Source organism: Nitrosospira multiformis (genome assembly GCF_003050865.1).
Taxonomy (GTDB): Bacteria; Pseudomonadota; Gammaproteobacteria; order Burkholderiales; family Nitrosomonadaceae; genus Nitrosospira; species Nitrosospira multiformis_E.
This window is the reverse complement of the sequence record NZ_QAOK01000023.1, coordinates 37,355-54,062: the sequence shown is the minus strand read 5'-3', so window position 1 is coordinate 54,062 and position 16,708 is coordinate 37,355. Positions and strand designations below refer to the sequence as shown.

General features: G+C 54.4%; 15 protein-coding genes. 9 read left to right on the top strand and 6 right to left on the bottom strand.

The genetic code is table 11. The features are described 5' to 3' along the window. Positions 1-196 precede the first annotated feature (196 nt). Positions 197-664, top strand: a complete 468-nt coding sequence (locus C8R21_RS11725; RefSeq protein ID WP_107762868.1) for an NUDIX domain-containing protein — start codon at positions 197-199, stop codon at positions 662-664. Between the two features lie 613 nt (positions 665-1,277). Here the strand turns inward: C8R21_RS11725 and C8R21_RS11720 are convergent. Continuing rightward, complete coding sequence (locus C8R21_RS11720; RefSeq protein WP_107762867.1) at positions 1,278-1,463, bottom strand: CsbD family protein; 186 nt, start codon at positions 1,461-1,463, stop codon at positions 1,278-1,280. Positions 1,464-1,748: 285 nt separating this feature from the next. Next, positions 1,749-2,933 carry an AI-2E family transporter gene (locus tag C8R21_RS11715; protein ID WP_107762866.1) on the bottom strand — a complete coding sequence of 395 codons (1,185 nt, stop codon included), beginning with the start codon at positions 2,931-2,933 and terminating at the stop codon, positions 1,749-1,751. Positions 2,934-3,364: 431 nt separating this feature from the next. On the opposite strand from C8R21_RS11715, the gene hemA reads away from it, so the two are divergent. The 4 genes from hemA to grxD all read left to right on the top strand — a co-directional run bounded on the left by hemA (position 3,365) and on the right by grxD (position 6,967). Next, entirely contained in the window at positions 3,365-4,618 is a 1,254-nt protein-coding gene (gene hemA / locus C8R21_RS11710) for a glutamyl-tRNA reductase (RefSeq protein ID WP_107762865.1), read from the top strand. Beyond that, positions 4,615-5,691 carry a peptide chain release factor 1 gene (gene prfA, locus C8R21_RS11705; protein ID WP_107762864.1) on the top strand — a complete coding sequence of 359 codons (1,077 nt, stop codon included), beginning with the start codon at positions 4,615-4,617 and terminating at the stop codon, positions 5,689-5,691. The genes hemA and prfA overlap by 4 nt, the downstream gene beginning before the upstream one ends. Positions 5,692-5,704: 13 nt before the next feature. Next, positions 5,705-6,562, top strand: coding sequence for a peptide chain release factor N(5)-glutamine methyltransferase (prmC, locus tag C8R21_RS11700; protein ID WP_107762863.1), 858 nt, complete (start codon positions 5,705-5,707; stop codon positions 6,560-6,562). 84 nt (positions 6,563-6,646) lie between these two features. Continuing rightward, the gene (gene grxD, locus C8R21_RS11695; RefSeq protein ID WP_107762862.1) at positions 6,647-6,967 is read left to right on the top strand and encodes a Grx4 family monothiol glutaredoxin; all 321 of its coding nucleotides are present in this window, start codon (positions 6,647-6,649) and stop codon (positions 6,965-6,967) included. Between the two features lie 148 nt (positions 6,968-7,115). Here the strand turns inward: grxD and C8R21_RS11690 are convergent, their stop codons facing one another. Next, positions 7,116-7,538 (bottom strand): YqaA family protein, encoded by a 423-nt coding sequence (locus C8R21_RS11690; RefSeq protein ID WP_107762861.1) that lies wholly within the window; start codon positions 7,536-7,538, stop codon positions 7,116-7,118. A gap of 166 nt (positions 7,539-7,704) precedes the next feature. Between C8R21_RS11690 and C8R21_RS15670 the strand changes: the two genes are divergently transcribed. From C8R21_RS15670 to C8R21_RS11680, 3 genes are all read left to right on the top strand, one after another. Continuing rightward, the gene (locus C8R21_RS15670; protein ID WP_146162482.1) at positions 7,705-7,893 is read left to right on the top strand and encodes a hypothetical protein; all 189 of its coding nucleotides are present in this window, start codon (positions 7,705-7,707) and stop codon (positions 7,891-7,893) included. 107 nt (positions 7,894-8,000) lie between these two features. Then, the gene (locus tag C8R21_RS11685; RefSeq protein WP_107762860.1) at positions 8,001-8,567 is read left to right on the top strand and encodes an SOS response-associated peptidase; all 567 of its coding nucleotides are present in this window, start codon (positions 8,001-8,003) and stop codon (positions 8,565-8,567) included. A 281-nt stretch (positions 8,568-8,848) separates the two neighbouring features. Next, on the top strand, positions 8,849-9,592 hold the full coding sequence (locus C8R21_RS11680; protein ID WP_107762859.1) for a 4-aminobenzoate synthase: 744 nt from the start codon (positions 8,849-8,851) through the stop codon (positions 9,590-9,592). A gap of 175 nt (positions 9,593-9,767) precedes the next feature. Here the strand turns inward: C8R21_RS11680 and C8R21_RS11675 are convergent, their stop codons facing one another. Next, complete coding sequence (locus C8R21_RS11675) at positions 9,768-10,709, bottom strand: LysR family transcriptional regulator (protein ID WP_219906651.1); 942 nt, start codon at positions 10,707-10,709, stop codon at positions 9,768-9,770. A gap of 139 nt (positions 10,710-10,848) precedes the next feature. Between C8R21_RS11675 and metE the strand changes: the two genes are divergently transcribed. Beyond that, positions 10,849-13,239: a 5-methyltetrahydropteroyltriglutamate--homocysteine S-methyltransferase gene (gene metE / locus C8R21_RS11670; RefSeq protein ID WP_107762858.1), complete on the top strand. Its 2,391-nt coding sequence runs from the start codon at positions 10,849-10,851 to the stop codon at positions 13,237-13,239. Here metE and C8R21_RS11665 read toward each other — a convergent pair. Together C8R21_RS11665 and map are read right to left on the bottom strand one after the other, a co-directional pair. Continuing rightward, entirely contained in the window at positions 13,226-15,889 is a 2,664-nt protein-coding gene (locus tag C8R21_RS11665; protein ID WP_107762857.1) for a [protein-PII] uridylyltransferase, read from the bottom strand. The two genes, metE and C8R21_RS11665, sit on opposite strands and share 14 nt — an antisense overlap. A 5-nt stretch (positions 15,890-15,894) precedes the next feature. Next, positions 15,895-16,695, bottom strand: a complete 801-nt coding sequence (map, locus tag C8R21_RS11660; RefSeq protein WP_107762856.1) for a type I methionyl aminopeptidase — start codon at positions 16,693-16,695, stop codon at positions 15,895-15,897. Positions 16,696-16,708: the final 13 nt, after the last annotated feature.

The following is a 16,708-nucleotide window of genomic DNA, read 5'->3' as shown; positions in this document are numbered from 1 at the left end:
GCATCATTTCGAGCCGAGGCCTGACGATGATTTCAAGATGGAACCCGATTAGGACGCGTCGTTTAGTCGACGCGTATCCGGACTTTCAGTCCGTAACACTAACCCACCAGCTTTAGCTGGTGGTTGTTGAGTACTTCAAAACATTTAATACGCTCTTCGGATTGATCCTGTAGCGGGCAGTCGAATTATCATCAGCATGAGTAAGAAAAGCGCGGGTATTCTGCTCTATCGCAGACGGAATGGCCGGCTGGAGGTTCTGCTTGTCCACCCTGGAGGTCCGTTCTGGAAAAACAAGGATCTCGGTGCATGGTCGATTGCAAAGGGCGAATACGAGGAGGATGAAGAACCGCTTCAGGCTGCGTTGAGGGAGTTTTTCGAGGAAACCGGGCATCGTCCATCAGGCCCCTTCCTTCCACTTACACAGCGCAAGCAACCCAGCGGGAAGCGGGTGGACGCCTGGGCTACGGAAAGCGATTGGGACTCCTCAGGGTTGATCTCAAATGCTTTCAGCATGGAATGGCCGAAAGGCTCCGGCAGAATCCGGGAGTTCCCGGAGGTGGATCGAGCGGAGTGGTTTGACATTCCCGAAGGAAAGCGACGCATTCGTCCTGGGCAGCAAGGTTTTCTTGAAGAGCTCAGCGAAAAGCTGTCCTCGAACGAATAAACACCCTATCCACGTACTGCTGACATGCCCATCGCTTCGGTTTTATTGTCGGCCTGTTATCGACCAGGAATGTGATCCGACAGAGATCGAGGGGAGCCAGACCCACGGTCCAACTTTAGCAGCCCAGTACACCTTCGATTCAGGCCATCCGACAAGCTGTTCTTCATGTATATAGGGAGCTACGCAACTGCTGGAACTGCTACCCGGGGAGTTGAAAATAGCGTAAGAACTTCGTTCTATGTAGCCTTGTTCGGTTCTTACATAGGGAATATATTTAGCCATTTTCGGGCTCGATTGTATGGACGGTTTGTTACAGAATTTATAGTGTGCACAGGATGCTCGGCAGCATCCATGACCTCTATTAAGGGGCCACCTGGGAGGAAGTCAGCAGGAAGGTGAAACGCAAGTGAAATGGATGGGCACTCTGCCCTGATCCCTTGAACTCCTTGAGATATGCCGATCCATTATTACCGGAGCCAACAGGCCGACAACTCTGGAGTGATGTAAGTCTTCTTCAGAAAAAGAAGGGGAAGGCTTGCAGGCTGAATCAAATAGCCAAAAACCCGCCGAAGCGGGTTTTGGTTGAGAGGAAGGGGATGTCTGGAAAGTTGATTTAAAGCTTGTCTGCCGCGTCCTTCACGGCTTCCTTGGCGTCTCCATATTTCTTCTGTGCCTTGCCGGCAACTTGTTTGCCAAGGCCCTTAGCCTCATGCTCTTTACTTCCTGCCGCCCTTCCGGCCTCTTCCTCAATTTTTCCTGCGATGTCTTTCGCGGTTCCTTTCACTTGATCCTTATTCATAAGTCGATCTCCTTTTTCTACGAAATTTAAGAGATGATGATTTGCTGATATTGAGATGATTTGCCGTTATTTCAGTAAATCGCTACGGCATTGGAAATCAGATTAACGTTTTTTAGCAGCTCATACTGTTCGGTAGGCCACATTTAAAAAAAATTACCTTAAGTTGCTTAACAGCTCGCGGCGGAAGTTGGTAGTGTCGCTATTGTTCCATGCTCTGAGTGCTGCATTAGCAGCCTCTAGCGCCTTGCCTCTTCGGGGGCGCCCATCCGTCAATGCAAAAGTTGATTACTGCCCCAGGAGTTCGCCCACCGGTTTGAGCGATTCGACTCGATCGCAGATTACTTTGACAATAGCCAGTAATGGGGCTCCGAGCAGTAAACCTGCTATGCCCCACAGCCAGGCGAAGAATAACAGTGCGATGAACAGAACTGCAGGATTCACGCGTGCAAATCTGCCCTGTAGCCATGTGGTAAACACCATTCCCACCACGCCTGAAATAAGCAAAAATACCGCTATCAGCAAGAATGCCTGGCCAAGCGAGCCAAATTGCAGCATCCCGGCAACGCCGCAGGCGAGCGCAACTCCGACAGTTCCCAGGTACGGAATAAAATGCAGCACTCCGGCAGCTACCCCCCATACGGCGGGATGCTTCAGTCCCAGCATTTCGAACGCCAGCCAGGTCATGACGGCAATTAAAACATTCGATATCAACATGACAAGGAGGTAGCGCTGGATTTGACTGTCTACTTCTTCAAGTATCCGTACTGCATCTTTCTTCTGGGAAAGCGTCGGGCCGACAAACCGTACAAGTTTGCGTCGGAAATGGCTGCCTGCGGCCAGCAAAAAATAAGTAAGCAGCAATACTACCGGGGCTTGTGCGGTAAACGTGACCAGCAGCGCTGACTGCGTGAGCATAAGATCGCGCAGCCATGTACTATTTTCCGATTCCTTGATTATGACTGCGCGGTCTGCTGCTGATTCCAGACCGGCGTCGACAGCCACGCGCCCGAGTTCGTCCGCGGCTTGCTGAACATGGCGCAATGTGCTCCAGTTCCCATCGCGCAAAATGTTTAAACTCTGCCGCAGCTTGCGAGCCGTCTCCGGAAGTTGTTCAGCCATTATCGCCGCATCGGCGCTTAAAGAGAGTGTCATCCAGGAGGTGCCCCCGACGAGCACTCCCAGTACACATATCGCCCCCAACGCGCGCGGAATACGATAGCGTTCAAACCAATCCACCACCGGGCTTAATGTGTAACTTACCAGGATGCCAAACAATAGTGGAACAAGGAAAGCCCGCGCCAGATATAGCGCGGCAATGACTGCGATGAATGCAAGTATCCAAAGAGCCGTTGAGTTCCTTTCCCTTGGCTCAGTGTCAAGGAGAGATATTTTTTCGGTAACAATCGGTGCGGCAACCTCAAGGGCGGGTGCCTTCAATTCGATCGGCGATTCATCGGAGGGTGAGTTCATGGGGTTCTTGGGCTAAATGATAGAGTTGTGCTTTAGTGCGCGCACAATCCTCTCTACTCGTCTTGGTGATTCCGCGGATATTGATCTCAAGCATGGCTAAGGTAATCTGAAGACCAGCTATTGCACAATGGGCTGTGACTCAGGATACCAGTCACGGGGATTTCCTGGAAAAGATTCTTAATGTTGGGAATGATGTTCCCCTTGAGCCCACAGTGCACTACATTGAGGAAGCTTGCGGCCTTGCCCTCCCAATCAATCGAATTGAACTATGAAGTTTCCCTCCCTGACGTACAGGTTACTGATCCCGCTTGACACTGTTCCCATATTTTTTTCTGGACCCGAAACTCTTCCAATTGTTGGTATTCAAATGCTTGTAATACTATAATCACGAAATTTTAAAATTCAGCCGGTACTGAGCTAACGTGTCTTCGATGCAGTTATTTGCCTTCGGCATCAACCACCAGACCGCGCCGCTGGATGTGCGCGAGCAGGTGTCGTTTCCAGCGGACGCCATGGAGGATGCGTTGCACGATCTGGTAAGCCATCGTCCGGTGAGAGAGGCGGCGATTGTTTCTACCTGCAATCGCACCGAGATTTATTGCAGTACCGATAAACCGGACGAAGCCACCCACTGGCTGGCGGATTTTCACCAGTTGCCGACTCGTGAGCTTGAGCCGTATCTCTACAGGTTGCCGAGGGAAAAAGCCGTGAAGCACGCCTTTCGCGTTGCAAGCGGACTGGATTCCATGGTGCTGGGCGAGCCCCAGATACTCGGCCAGTTGAAGGATGCAGTAAAATCGGCTGAGCACGCAGGGACGCTCGGCATGCTGTTGCACAAGCTGTTCCAGCGCACCTTTTTTGTTGCGAAGGAGGTTCGCAGCTCCACCGAAATCGGCACAAATTCCGTTTCCATGGCAGCGGCCTCCACCCGGCTGGCGGAGCGCATTTTCGGGGACATCGGCGAGCAGCGCGTGTTATTCATCGGTGCGGGCGAGATGATCGAACTATGTGCGAGCCATTTCGCTGCCCGTCATCCGAAGCGCATCACTGTCGCCAACCGGACTGTCGAGCGGGCCCAGGCCCTGGCGCATCGGTTGAACGGGCAAGTCATCACCCTGAACGAGCTTCCCGACCAGTTGGCGCTTCACGATATTGTCGTCACCTGTACCGCGAGCACGCTCCCCATTCTTGGCAAGGGCATGCTGGAGCGGGCGATCAAGGCACGCAAGCACCGACCGATTTTCATGGTGGATCTGGCTGTGCCGCGAGACGTGGAGCCTGAGGTGGCGGAGCTGGATGATGTGTTCCTCTATTCAGTAGATGACCTTGCCGATATCGTCAAGGAAGGTCTGGATTCCCGGCAGGGAGCGGTGGCGCAGGCAGAGGCGATTATCGACTCGAATGTGGTCAATTTCATGCACTGGCTGGAATCGCGCCACGTTGTGCCCACCATACGCGCCTTGCGCGACCAGGCGGAGCGTTACCGACGTCATGAACTGGAACGTGCAAAAAAACTGCTGGCCAAAGGTGAGGATCCGCAGAAAATCATCGAATCCCTGAGCAACGGGCTTACCAACAAGTTTCTCCATTTACCCTCCTACGCGCTCAACCACGCCGCTGAGGACGAGCGTGACGATCTGGTCGACCTGATCAGCCGCCTGTATCACCTTCATCCCTCAGAATGAATAAAAGTATAGCTGCCAAGCTCACGCAACTCAGCGTGCGCCTGGAGGAGTTGAATCGTCTGCTGAGCAGCGAAAGCATCATGGTCAATCTCGATCAATACCGCAAGCTGGCGCGTGAACGTGCGGAGATTGCGCCCGTGGTCGACTTGTATAACGCTTATCTGCAAAGCGAGCAGGATATTCATACCGCGCAGGAGATGGCTGCTGACATTGACATGCGCGAGTTTGCCGATGCCGAAATACGGGATGCCAAAGAGAGGCTGGTGCGTTATGGTGCGGAATTGCAGAAGCAATTGCTGCCCAAAGACCCGAACGATGAGCGCAATATTTTTCTGGAGATCCGGGCCGGTACCGGGGGAGACGAGTCTGCGCTATTTGCGGCCGACCTGTTTCGCATGTATGCACGCTTTGCTGAACGCCAGCGCTGGCAGGTGGAAATCATTTCGCAAAGCCCGTCCGACGCCGGCGGGTATAAGGAAATCATTGCCAAAATCAGCGGTGAGGGCACCTATTCCAGACTCAAGTTTGAATCGGGTGGGCACCGGGTGCAGCGGGTGCCAGCGACCGAGACGCAGGGGCGCATCCATACTTCCGCCTGCACCGTTGCGGTGATGCCCGAAGCAGACGAGATCGAGGATGTCGCGCTCAATCCTGCCGAGCTGAGAATCGACACTTTTCGCGCTTCCGGAGCAGGGGGCCAGCATATCAACAAGACGGATTCTGCCGTGCGCATTACTCATCTGCCGACGGGAATCGTGGTCGAATGCCAGGATGGCCGTTCCCAGCATAAAAACAAGGCGCAGGCGATGAGCGTGCTGGCTGCGCGCATCCGCGACAAGCAGATGCAGGAGCAGCAAAGCAAACAGGCGGCAACGCGCAAGTCCCTGGTAGGTACGGGTGACCGTTCAGGACGTATCCGCACTTACAATTTTCCCCAGGGGCGGATAACGGATCACCGCATCAACCTGACGCTGTACAAGATCGAGCAGATCATGGATGGGGATTTGAACGAGCTTTGCTCCGCGCTGCTGGCCGAGCATCAGGCCGAGCAGCTGGCGGCAATGGCGGAGTAGATTCTCCGTTCCGGTGTCGTCCATCACAATTTTCGAAGCGCTGGGGCAAGCCCGCCGAAACATTGCCGATATCGACGCGCGGATGCTGTTGCAGTACGTCCTCAACGTAAATCATGCCTACCTTCTTGCTCATCCCGAGCAGAAACTGACCGCCGAGCAGACGCAAGCGTTTTACCTGCTGACAGACAGGCGGGCCCTGGGCGAACCGGTTGCTTATCTGACGGGCACGCGTGAGTTCTACAGTCTGGAGTTCAACGTCACGCCTGCGGTACTCGTTCCTCGACCCGAAACCGAATTATTGATCGATCTCGCGCTGGCGCGGATTCCTCCGCATTGCCAGTGCAGGATTCTTGATTTAGGGACGGGCAGCGGCGCTATTGCGCTGACCCTGGCCAGGCATCGTCCGGTGGCGGAGGTTACCGCAGTCGATGTTTCAGCCGCCGCGGTTGCCGTTGCCAACGCCAACGCCGCGCGATTCAAGCTGAATAATGTGCGCGTTATGGAGGCAGACTGGTTCGATGGAGTGGCCGGCGAAAGCTTTGATCTGATCGTATCCAATCCGCCTTATGTAGCAAGGGACGATCCTCATCTGGCCCAGGGTGATCTGCGCTTCGAGCCCCAGATTGCACTCGTAGCCCAGGGAGAAGGTCTTGACTGCATCCGGTTGATTATTGCTTCCGCTCCCGCTCATCTGGCGCCCGAAGGCTCACTGCTGCTGGAGCACGGTTACGATCAGGCGGAAGCTTGCAGACGCCTCCTGGGTGAAGCAGGCTTCAGGGACATGTTCTCCCATCCCGATCTTGCTGGAATAATGCGGGTAAGCGGTGGATGGTTTAGGAGTTTCCCGGGAGAAGCTGCTAAAATGCAATAATAATAAGATATATCGAAGAATTGCCATGAGGGCTTTCCCTCGATAATCCGATTTGCAGAGCTAACGTTTTTTGAGGAGTCAGATATGGATACGCAGGAAATCATCAAGCAACAAGTCACCACGCATCCCGTGGTGCTCTACATGAAAGGTTCGCCGGCAGCCCCACAGTGTGGTTTTTCGGCCCACGCAGTAAAAGTCCTCAACGCTTGCGGCGTGGATGATCTTTTTGCAGTGGATGTGCTCGCGGAACCGGAATTTCGCCAGGGCATCAAGGATTACTCAAACTGGCCTACCATCCCGCAGCTCTATGTTAATGGAGAGTTTGTCGGAGGATCGGACATTGTTTCCGAAATGTACCAGAGCGGTGAACTGCAGAAGCTGCTGGAAAGCGCCGAAGCAAAATAAATCCGGACAAATTGATCGATTGATTGATATCGACGAGGGGAACGTTGGCCAATGGTGGCCCGCTCCCTGAGCCCATCGATGGCGCTTGGGCCTCATGAAGCGGGACTGAAGCGACCGTATATTTCGTCCATAGTCGTCCATAGATTGTCTATAGGCTGATCGCAGCGGCGATGGCCCAGTACCGGGCAAACTTTCCCAGGGCCATGAACAGCATGGTCGATATCCAGTTAATCCGAAGCCATCCTGCTGCCACGCATAGCACATCCCCAATGACAGGCACCCAGGCGAGCAGCAGGACCGGGCTGCCATATTTGCGTACCCAGATCAAACCCCGCTTGCTTCCCCCTAATCTTTTAAGCAGTGACTTCTCATCGGGCAGCAAGAGGCCTATCGCATAGGAACTCATGCCCCCCATGGTATTGCCAACTGAAGCAAGCCCCAGAGCGGGCCAGTAAAGCTCGGGGTAAGCTGTCAGCACGCCAAATAGTACTGCTTCCGAGCCGCCCGGAAGTAACGTGGCAGCAAGAAAGCTGCTGGTAAACAGCGCCAGCAGGCTCGATTGCTCATCCATGGCAACCCTGCTTGAGAAAATAAAGCTGCGTTTCAGTTAAGAAAAGCGTTGAATAAATTTTCAGCCCGATAAAAGGCTTGCAAAGTGGAGGCGCGCGGCCTGAGTGAAAGGCGCGAAATCCTGGAAATCCTGGAAATCCTGGAAATCCTGATTACGACTCCTGCACTTGATAGCTCATCAGGATTGTACCAGCAACAAGCCCTTGGCGGCATTCGGAAGCCCGTTCGAGGGTATGCTCAGGGATAACCGGGAAGAGGCGTTACCAGGGTTAAACACTCAGGAACAGGCGACCCCGCAGGAATGGGATGCAGCAGGGGCAAGTGTGGTATTAGGAGCGGAGATTGAAGCCCTATGAAGACGGGGCAGGGGGATGTCATGAGCCCAAGGGGCAGAATGTTTGCCAGGAGTGCGGCCTGATGCAATATGAAAAAAGTGTAACCTGTTCTGGAAGGATAGCTGAAAATGTGCGGACGCTACGGCTTGAATCATCCTGATCCTGTGTTGGCAGACTGGTACCGTGCTTCATTCATACCGGAACTGAAGCCCCGCTACAACATTGCGCCAACCATGGAAATCCTCGCCGTGCGCGATACTGACAGTGGCCGCATGGGTTCCATGATGCGCTGGGGCCTCATTCCCTACTGGCTCAAGGATATGAAGAAGCTGCCCGTATTGAATAATGCCAGGGCAGAGACGGTGGCCGAAAAACCCATGTTCAGGCAGTCCTTCCGCCAGCGGCGTTGCCTGATCCCCGCTTCCGGGTTCTTCGAATGGAAAACGGAGGGCAGGCGCAAGCAGCCGTATTTTATATCGAGCCGGGACGGCGCACCATTCTCGTTTGCCGGCGTATGGGAAACCTGGGACAGCGATACGGGAGAGACGAAAGAGAGCTGTGCCATCATCACGACAGAGTGCAATGCGCTGATGCAGCCAATTCATGATCGGATGCCGGTCATACTTTTACAGGATACATGGGATATGTGGCTTGACCCAAGCCTGAGAAGGGATGAGATCCTGCTATCCCGTTGATTTCAGAACAAGAGGGAAGACTTTTTGACATGAGTTAAATCTGAAAACGCCAGATCATAGAATTCAAGTATTAATAAGACGCATATGCTCTGGGACGGGAATAAATGCGGGTTATTACATATAGTTCCTTAAATTGACCTACACAAAAGACGGTAAAAATTGAAGGATTTCAGTTCGAGAAAATGAACCGAATTTGACTTACGCGCATTATTTGTAGATGATATGCAAACCGATTACTCCGGAAATTCCCTGAATTACCATCTCTGCTTTAGAGGAAAACCATGACAACTCACTCATCTTTCAAGCAAAAGGTCGATTCCATCATTGATGCGAAGCACTTGTTGAAGCATCCTTTTTATCAGGCCTGGACGGCGGGCAAGCTCACCAAGGAGCAGTTGCGCGGTTATGCCGAACAATATTTTCACAATGTGCTGGCCGAGCCGACCTATCTGAGCGCTGTACATTTCAATACGCCGCATTTTCATAGCGAAGACAATAGCGGCGACATCAGTGTGCGCCAGGAAGTGCTCAACAACCTCATCAGCGAAGAGCATGGTGACAAGAACCATCCGGCCCTGTGGAAGAATTTCGCCCTGGCTCTGGGTTCGAGCGACAAGGACCTTGCGCAGGCCTCTGCCCTGCCCGGAACAGCACGGCTGGTTTTCACCTTCCGCGATATCTGCCTGAACCAGCCGTTCTACGCAGGTCTTGCCGCGTTGCACGCCTTTGAATCGCAGGTGCCTTCGATCGCTTCGGTAAAAATTGATGGACTGGAGAGATACTACGGAATGAGCGATCCTTCAAGCTATGAGTTCTTCAGCGTTCACGAGGAAGCGGATGTATATCATTCCCAGGCTGAATGGATGTTGATCGAGCGGTTTGCGGACACCCCGGAGAAGCAGGCCGAGGTGCTCGCCGCGACCATGCGTGCATGTGAGGCGCTGTGGGGGTTCCTGGACGGCATTTATGAGAAGTATTGCGCCGATCTCGCTTGCGAAGAAGAGGAGCCGGTTACACTGCACTGAGGAAATCCCAGGGAAATTTTGTCTGGCAGGTCCTTCATCTCCGAAGGGCCTGCCAGTTTACTGATAAACCCAGGTACTTGCTTATACCCCCCTGTCTATCCCGTTTATTCTCTTTATACTTCTTCCCCGCTTCTTCTCCACAACTGTTTCTCCCGGCTTTTTTCCCATCTGTTACCTATTGCTCCGCCGGCTCCAGGGGAATGATTCCATCCAGCGTTGCAAAGCACGTATTCCTTGCAGTAACCAGAAAATCGCGCAGATAGGGCCGTGCGGCGGTTTCCGCCAGCGTTGACGCGTACAAGTCGCTCCACAGTCCCTGTGAACCAATCCGTCGCGCGGTCACATAATCATGCTCGACATAGTTTTTAAGGCCCCAGCTAGGTAGCGCCGCAATACCCCGCCGACTGGCGACAAGTTGCAGGATCGCCACCGTAAGCTCGGCTGTGCGCCGCTCAGGTTGAACGCCGGCTGGTTTCAGCACGTTGCGGATAAGATCGATACGCTCTTCCGGTACTGGATAGGTAATCAGCGTTTCGCCGTCAAAGTCGCGTGCATGCAGGATTTTCTTCGCGCGTAGCGGGTGTTCCGGCGCCAGAACTGCAAGAATTTCGAAGCGAAACAGCGGGTGGTGAACGATACCGCGTCGCTCGACCTGCTCCGACCCGATCACCACGTCCGCGCCGCCTTCTTCCAGAAGCTGGATGGGATCGCTGTGAAATCCCGAAACCAGATCAAGTTCGACCTCCGGCCAGTTCTGGCGGAAGGCGTCCATCAGCGGCATCAGCCAGTCGAAGCAGGTGTGGCACTCAAGCACGATGCGCAAACTACCCGAGGCATGCTCCGACATTTTGGCAAGATTTCGTTCGGTAGCCTGTATTTCCTCAAGTACCCTGCGCGCCAATGTGACAAGATGCTTTCCCGCTTCGGTCAGTTCAATGTTTTGTCCCTGGCGGCGCACTATCGGCAAGCCGTAATGGTTCTGCAACACTTTGATCTGGTGCGACAAGGCCGATTGAGTCAGATGCACGCGTTTTGCCGCACGCGAGACGCTGCCTGTTTCATCCAGGGCTGCGAGGGTGCGTAGATGTCGGAGTTCGAGCAGAGAGAGGGAAGTCATCGTCACGTAGAGACTTATGAATCGTATTCATTGATATGTTACAACATTTCATTTGATTCATAACCAGGTCTGCCACAAAATTGTCAGTAACTCCACAGAACACATTGAAGTGGGACCGAACGATCGAGGAGAATGACCAATGGCACTGACACATAACCTGGGATTTCCGCGCATTGGCGCGCAACGGGAACTGAAACGCGCACTCGAAGCATACTGGCGCGGCGATATCGATGATGAGCAACTCAAAACCACGGCAGCGGAATTGCGGAAGCGGCACTGGCTTTTGCAGCGCGAGCAGGGTATTGACCTTATTCCCGCGGGCGATTTTGCCCTTTATGACCAGATGCTGAACATGACTGCACTGCTGGGGGCAATACCTGAACGCTTCGGAGCAGGCAAGGATGAAACGGAGCTGGACTTGTACTTCGCCATGGCACGCGGTACTGCCGATCAGCCTGCGATGGAGATGACCAAGTGGTTCGACACCAACTATCATTACATCGTCCCGGAATTCGATGCCCACACTTGCTTTCGTATAGCTTCCGAGCAACTCTTCAGGGAAGTTGCCGAAGCGCAGGCGCTCGGAATCAAGCCTAAGGCCGTGTTGATCGGGCCGTTGACCTACCTGTATCTTGGAAAAGAGGTTGCCCGGCAGGACGCACAGGAATTCAGGCGCCTGGATTTGCTGCCACAACTGTTACCGGTATATCGCGATATTCTCGTCCGGCTTGCGTCGCTAGGCGTGGAATGGGTACAGATCGACGAACCTGTGCTGGCCCTCGACCTGGACGAGGATTGGCTGCGGGGTTTGGATCACGCTTATGCTGGTTTGCGGGAAGCGGCAGACGGACAAGCACAAGGCCGCTCGGCACTTGCGCGACTCCCTAAAATTCTTTTAGCGACTTATTTCGATGGCGTGAACAATCATGCCGAGCGATTGAAGAAGTTACCCGTGGAAGGCCTCCATATCGATTTGTGCCGGGCGCCTGGGCAACTCGTTGCTTTTCTGGAGGGTTACCCGGCTGGAAAAGTGTTGTCCCTGGGCATTATCGATGGACGTAACATCTGGCGGGCAGATCTCGCCCACGCCTTCTCCGTTTTGTCGCACGCCCGATCCTTCCTCGGAGAGAGGCTCTGGATTGCGCCCAGTTGCTCGCTCCTGCATTGTCCGGTGGATCTGGAACTGGAAAATAGTCTGGAGGCTGAAATAAGAAACTGGCTGGCATTCTCGGTACAGAAATTAAAAGAAGTCTCTATCCTGGGGCAAGGGCTGAATCAGGGTGAGCATTCGATACGCCAGCAACTGGATGCTTCCACCGCAGCCAGACAGGCTCGACGGGAGTCATCGCGCATCCACAACCCGGTGGTACAGGACCGTTTGAATCGGCTGACTGAACAGGATGGCCGACGCAAGAGCCCGTTCAAGATCAGGCAGAAACTGCAACGGCAGCGGCTGCAACTTCCGCCTTTGCCTACCACAACAATTGGGTCATTTCCTCAGACAGTGGAGATACGCAAAGCGCGTGCGGCTTTCAGGAAAGGAGAACTCGGCAATTTGCAATATCTTGAAGCGATGCGCGACGAGATACGGCTGGCGATCAGAAAGCAGGAAGAAATCGGGCTCGATGTGCTGGTGCATGGCGAGGCCGAGCGCAACGATATGGTCGAGTATTTTGGCGAGCAGTTATGGGGTTATGTCTTCACGGAGAATGGATGGGTGCAAAGCTACGGCTCACGCTGCGTGAAACCACCGATTCTATACGGGGATATTTACCGTCCCGAGCCTATGACGGCGGACTGGATCCAATATGCGCAAAGCCAGACCGGAAAGCCGGTCAAGGGAATGCTGACCGGTCCCGTCACCATGCTGATGTGGTCGTTCGTGCGCGATGACCAGCCGCGCTCTGTCACCGCGCTGCAACTCGCCCTTGCCATTCGGGACGAGGTTGTGGATCTGGAGAAGGCGGGCATTGCAATTATCCAGATCGACGAGCCCGCTTTTCGCGAAGGCCTGCCATTGAAAAAGCGCGATTGGAACGCATACCTGGAATGGGCGGTGCATGCCTTCCGTGTCGCCAGCTCGGGCGTAAGGGATGATAGCCAGATACACACCCATATGTGCTACTCGGAATTCAATGACATCCTCCCGGCAATCGCCGATATGGATGCAGATGTAATCACGATTGAGACGTCGCGTTCACGCATGGAGCTGCTGGACGGGTTCGGCCTTTTCAAATATCCCAACGAGATCGGTCCGGGTGTCTATGACATACACTCCCCGCGCATTCCCCGTGCGCGGGAGATGCTGGAGTTGCTGGAGAAAGCCTGCCAGGTGATCGATCCCGACCAGCTATGGGTCAACCCGGATTGCGGGCTGAAGACACGGGGATGGGGGGAAGTCATGACCGCCTTGAAGCAAATGGTGGAAGCCGCGCACCTGTTACGGGCACGTCTCGGATATTCGGAAGCCGAGTTACAACCTGAGACATCCGAATCCGATAAGGAACCAGCGCAGATCAGTGCGGGGTAATCCGGTCTCCGGCAGAAGGCTTTTCGGGCGCTTTTTCGGATGCCTCCGGCTGCGGTGATGTGTGGAGCACCTTTATCAGGTTTGCTTCGAGCTGGATCACTGACCTGGAGTCGCTCAAAATACTTCCTGTAATCAGGAAAGTATCTTCGGCACGCTCGCCTAACGTGTTTATCCTGGCGCTGTGGACGTTCAACCCGAACTGCACGAGCACTTGCGCAATGCGCGAGAGCAACCCGGGCTGGTCGCCGGCCGTGATGGACAGCACATAATAGGCCCCACTGTCATCCGGCTCGATGCTGACTTGCGGCGTGATCGGAAAATGCCTGAGGTGGCGGCTCAGGCGCCCTTTCACGGGGGGTGCCAGTAAAGCCTGCTGCTCCAGTAGCTGTGTCAACTCCTGCTCAATGAACTGAAACTCCCGCGGATGATGGTTTGCCCCATTGAAGGGGTCCAGTACCAGAAAGTTGTCGAGCGCGTACCCCTCGCGGGTTGTGTGGATTTTTGCCTGGACGATATTATAGTCGATACGGTCGAAAAAGCCGCAGATACGGGCAAACAGGTCCTTCTGGTCGGCCGTATAAACCAGTACCTCTACCCCTGCCCCGGTTTCGGCGGTGCGTGTTTTGACTATCGGTGTCGATGACTTCATCCTCTGGCTCAGGTGCTGGGTGTGCCAGGCAATTTCCCGAGGATCGTGCATCATCAGGTAGCTGGAATCGAGCCCCGACCAGAACCGCTCGTAGGCGCGTCTGGTTCCATCATCCGCATGTAGCAGTTGCAGCACCTTGTTTTTGCGGTTTTCCAGTGAAATATCGGTAAGCGCCATTTGGCCGCAAAGATACTGCCGGGTGCGGTGGAACAGATCCTCAAGCAGCTTGCTTTTCCATGCGTTCCATACCTTGGGACTGGTGCCCCTGATATCCGCCACCGTGAGCAGGTAAAGCGCGATGAGATGCCGCTCATCTCGCATACTTGTGGCGAAATCCGCAATGACGTCCGTATCCGCTATGTCTTTTTTTTGTGCCGTGGCGGACATGCGCAAATGATTTTCCACCAGCCAGACAACCAGTTCGGTATCTTCTGCAGGTATTCGGTGGCGTTCACAGAAGCGCTTCGCGTCAGCCATGCCGAGCACGGAATGGTCTCCTTGCCGACCTTTGGCAATGTCGTGGAACAATCCGGCAATATAGAGTACTTCAGGCCGTTTGAATTCGTTGATGAGTCTGCTGCAGAGCGGGTATTCATAGGCAAATTCGGGCGCCATGAAGCGGCGCAGATTTCGCACGACCATCAGGATGTGCTCATCCACTGTATACACATGGAAGAGATCATGTTGCATCTGGCCGACAATTCGGCCAAAAGCGGGGATGTAGCGCCCCAGAATGCCATAGCGGTTCATCAACCGGAGTTCGCGTGTCAGTCCCCGAGGTTGACGCAATATTTCCATGAACATGGCGCAATGACGCGGGTTGCGGCGAAATGAAGCCGTAATGAGTGGCGTCGATCGCCACATCGCTCGCAACGTCGCGGGGCTTCGGCCTTTCAGGTCGGGATTTTGTTGCAGTAGCAGAACACTTTCCAGTATCGCGCCGGGATTTCGCTCAAAAATATCCTCGTCGCGTATCTCCAGCAGGTTGCCACGCTTTTGAAACCGCTCGTTGAGGATCGTCGTCACTGCCTCTTTGTCCGGAAAAATTTCCGCATGCAGGGTAAGCAGAAAAATAGTATTGACCTGTGTCACCGATCTCGCGGCGCGGTAGTACCGTTGCATCAGCATCTCTCCGGGACGGCGCGGCGGCTTCCCAGCGATGCCAAGTTCTTCGGCCAGGGAATTCTGGTAATCGAATAACAGTCGGTCTTCACGTCTGCCACCGAGGTAGTGCAACCGGATGCGGAGGTCTTGCAGCACAGTCTGCTGACGCTGGATGAGACTGGCCTCGCGGCGGGTGATGAGGCCTTTTTTCGCCAGTTCCGGCCAGGTTCTTCCGAATCCGGCGGCACGGCTGATCCACAGTACGTTTTGCAGATCGCGCAATCCGCCGGGGCCCTCTTTTATGTTCGGCTCGAGTTTGTAGGGTGCGTCCTGGTATCGCTTATGACGCTGCTGCTGTTCGAGCTGCTTGTCGACGAAGAATTTCCGGGGTGCGAGCATGGCTTCCATCACCCGCAGGAATCGATCGAACAGATGGGGGTTGCCGACAAGAGGGCGGGCTTCAAGCAGGCTGGTCTGCACGGTAATGTCGTTGGCTGCCTCTTCGCCACATTCCGCGACGGTGCGCATGCTATGGCCGATATCCAGGCCGATATCCCACAGCAATCCTATCCAGTGCTCCAGGCACGTCGCGAGTGCATTGTCCATCGCCTCGGCGGCGCTCCCCTTGTCCGGAAGCAATACCACAAGGTCGATGTCGGAATAGGGAAAAAGCTGTCTTCGGCCGTATCCACCCACGGCCAGCAGGGCGATAGAGCCGGGCATGTTCATTTCATGCCATACCTGGCGGAGAATGCCGTCTACCAGGTGACTATGATCCCGCAGCAGGGCTGCGCCGTTTCTGTTTTCGTGGTAGCGACGCTGCAACGACTTGCGGCCGCTCAGCAGCTTCTGCCTGACCGCTTCGTGGCTGAAAGGTTTTGCATTCAGCCCGTTCATGGTCGTCAGGAACGAAGGGTGGGCTGCGGCGGCGTGCCACCCGAGTGTGTCAACACTTCATATCCTGATTCAGTGACGAGTACAGTATGTTCCCATTGCGCCGACAGACTGTGATCCTTCGTGACAATGGTCCAGCCATCGGCCAGCTGGCGAATCTGCGGCTTGCCGGCGTTGATCATCGGCTCAACGGTGAAGATCATTCCGGCTTTGAGTTCGAGTCCTGCGCCGGCGCGGCCGTAGTGAAGCACCTGTGGTTCTTCATGGAATTTTGCCCCGATTCCATGACCACAGAATTCCCTCACCACGCTGTATCCATGTTCTTCCGCATACTGCTGAATGGCGTGGCCGATATCCCCCAAACGTTTTCCGGGTTTGATGATTTCAATACCCTGCCACATTGCTTCATAAGTTACCTTGCACAGGCGCTTCGCCTGGATGCCGGGTTCACCGACGAGATACATCCGGCTGGTATCACCGTGATACCCGTTTTTGATGACGGTTACATCGATGTTGACGATATCCCCGGATTTGAGTCTCTTATGCCCCGGTACACCATGACAAACCTGATGGTTGACCGAGGTGCAGATGGATTTCGGGTAAGGCGAATAGCCGGGAGGGGCATAATTGAGAGGCGCAGGAATGGTATCCTGCACATTCACCATGTAATCGTGGCACAGCTTGTCAAGCTCATCGGTCGTCACTCCAGGCTTGACAAACGGCGTGATGTAATCCAGCACTTCCGATGCAAGTCTGCCCGCTACCCGCATTTTCTCTATTTCATCAGGGGATTTGAGATGCACCGTCATACAGATTCCAAGG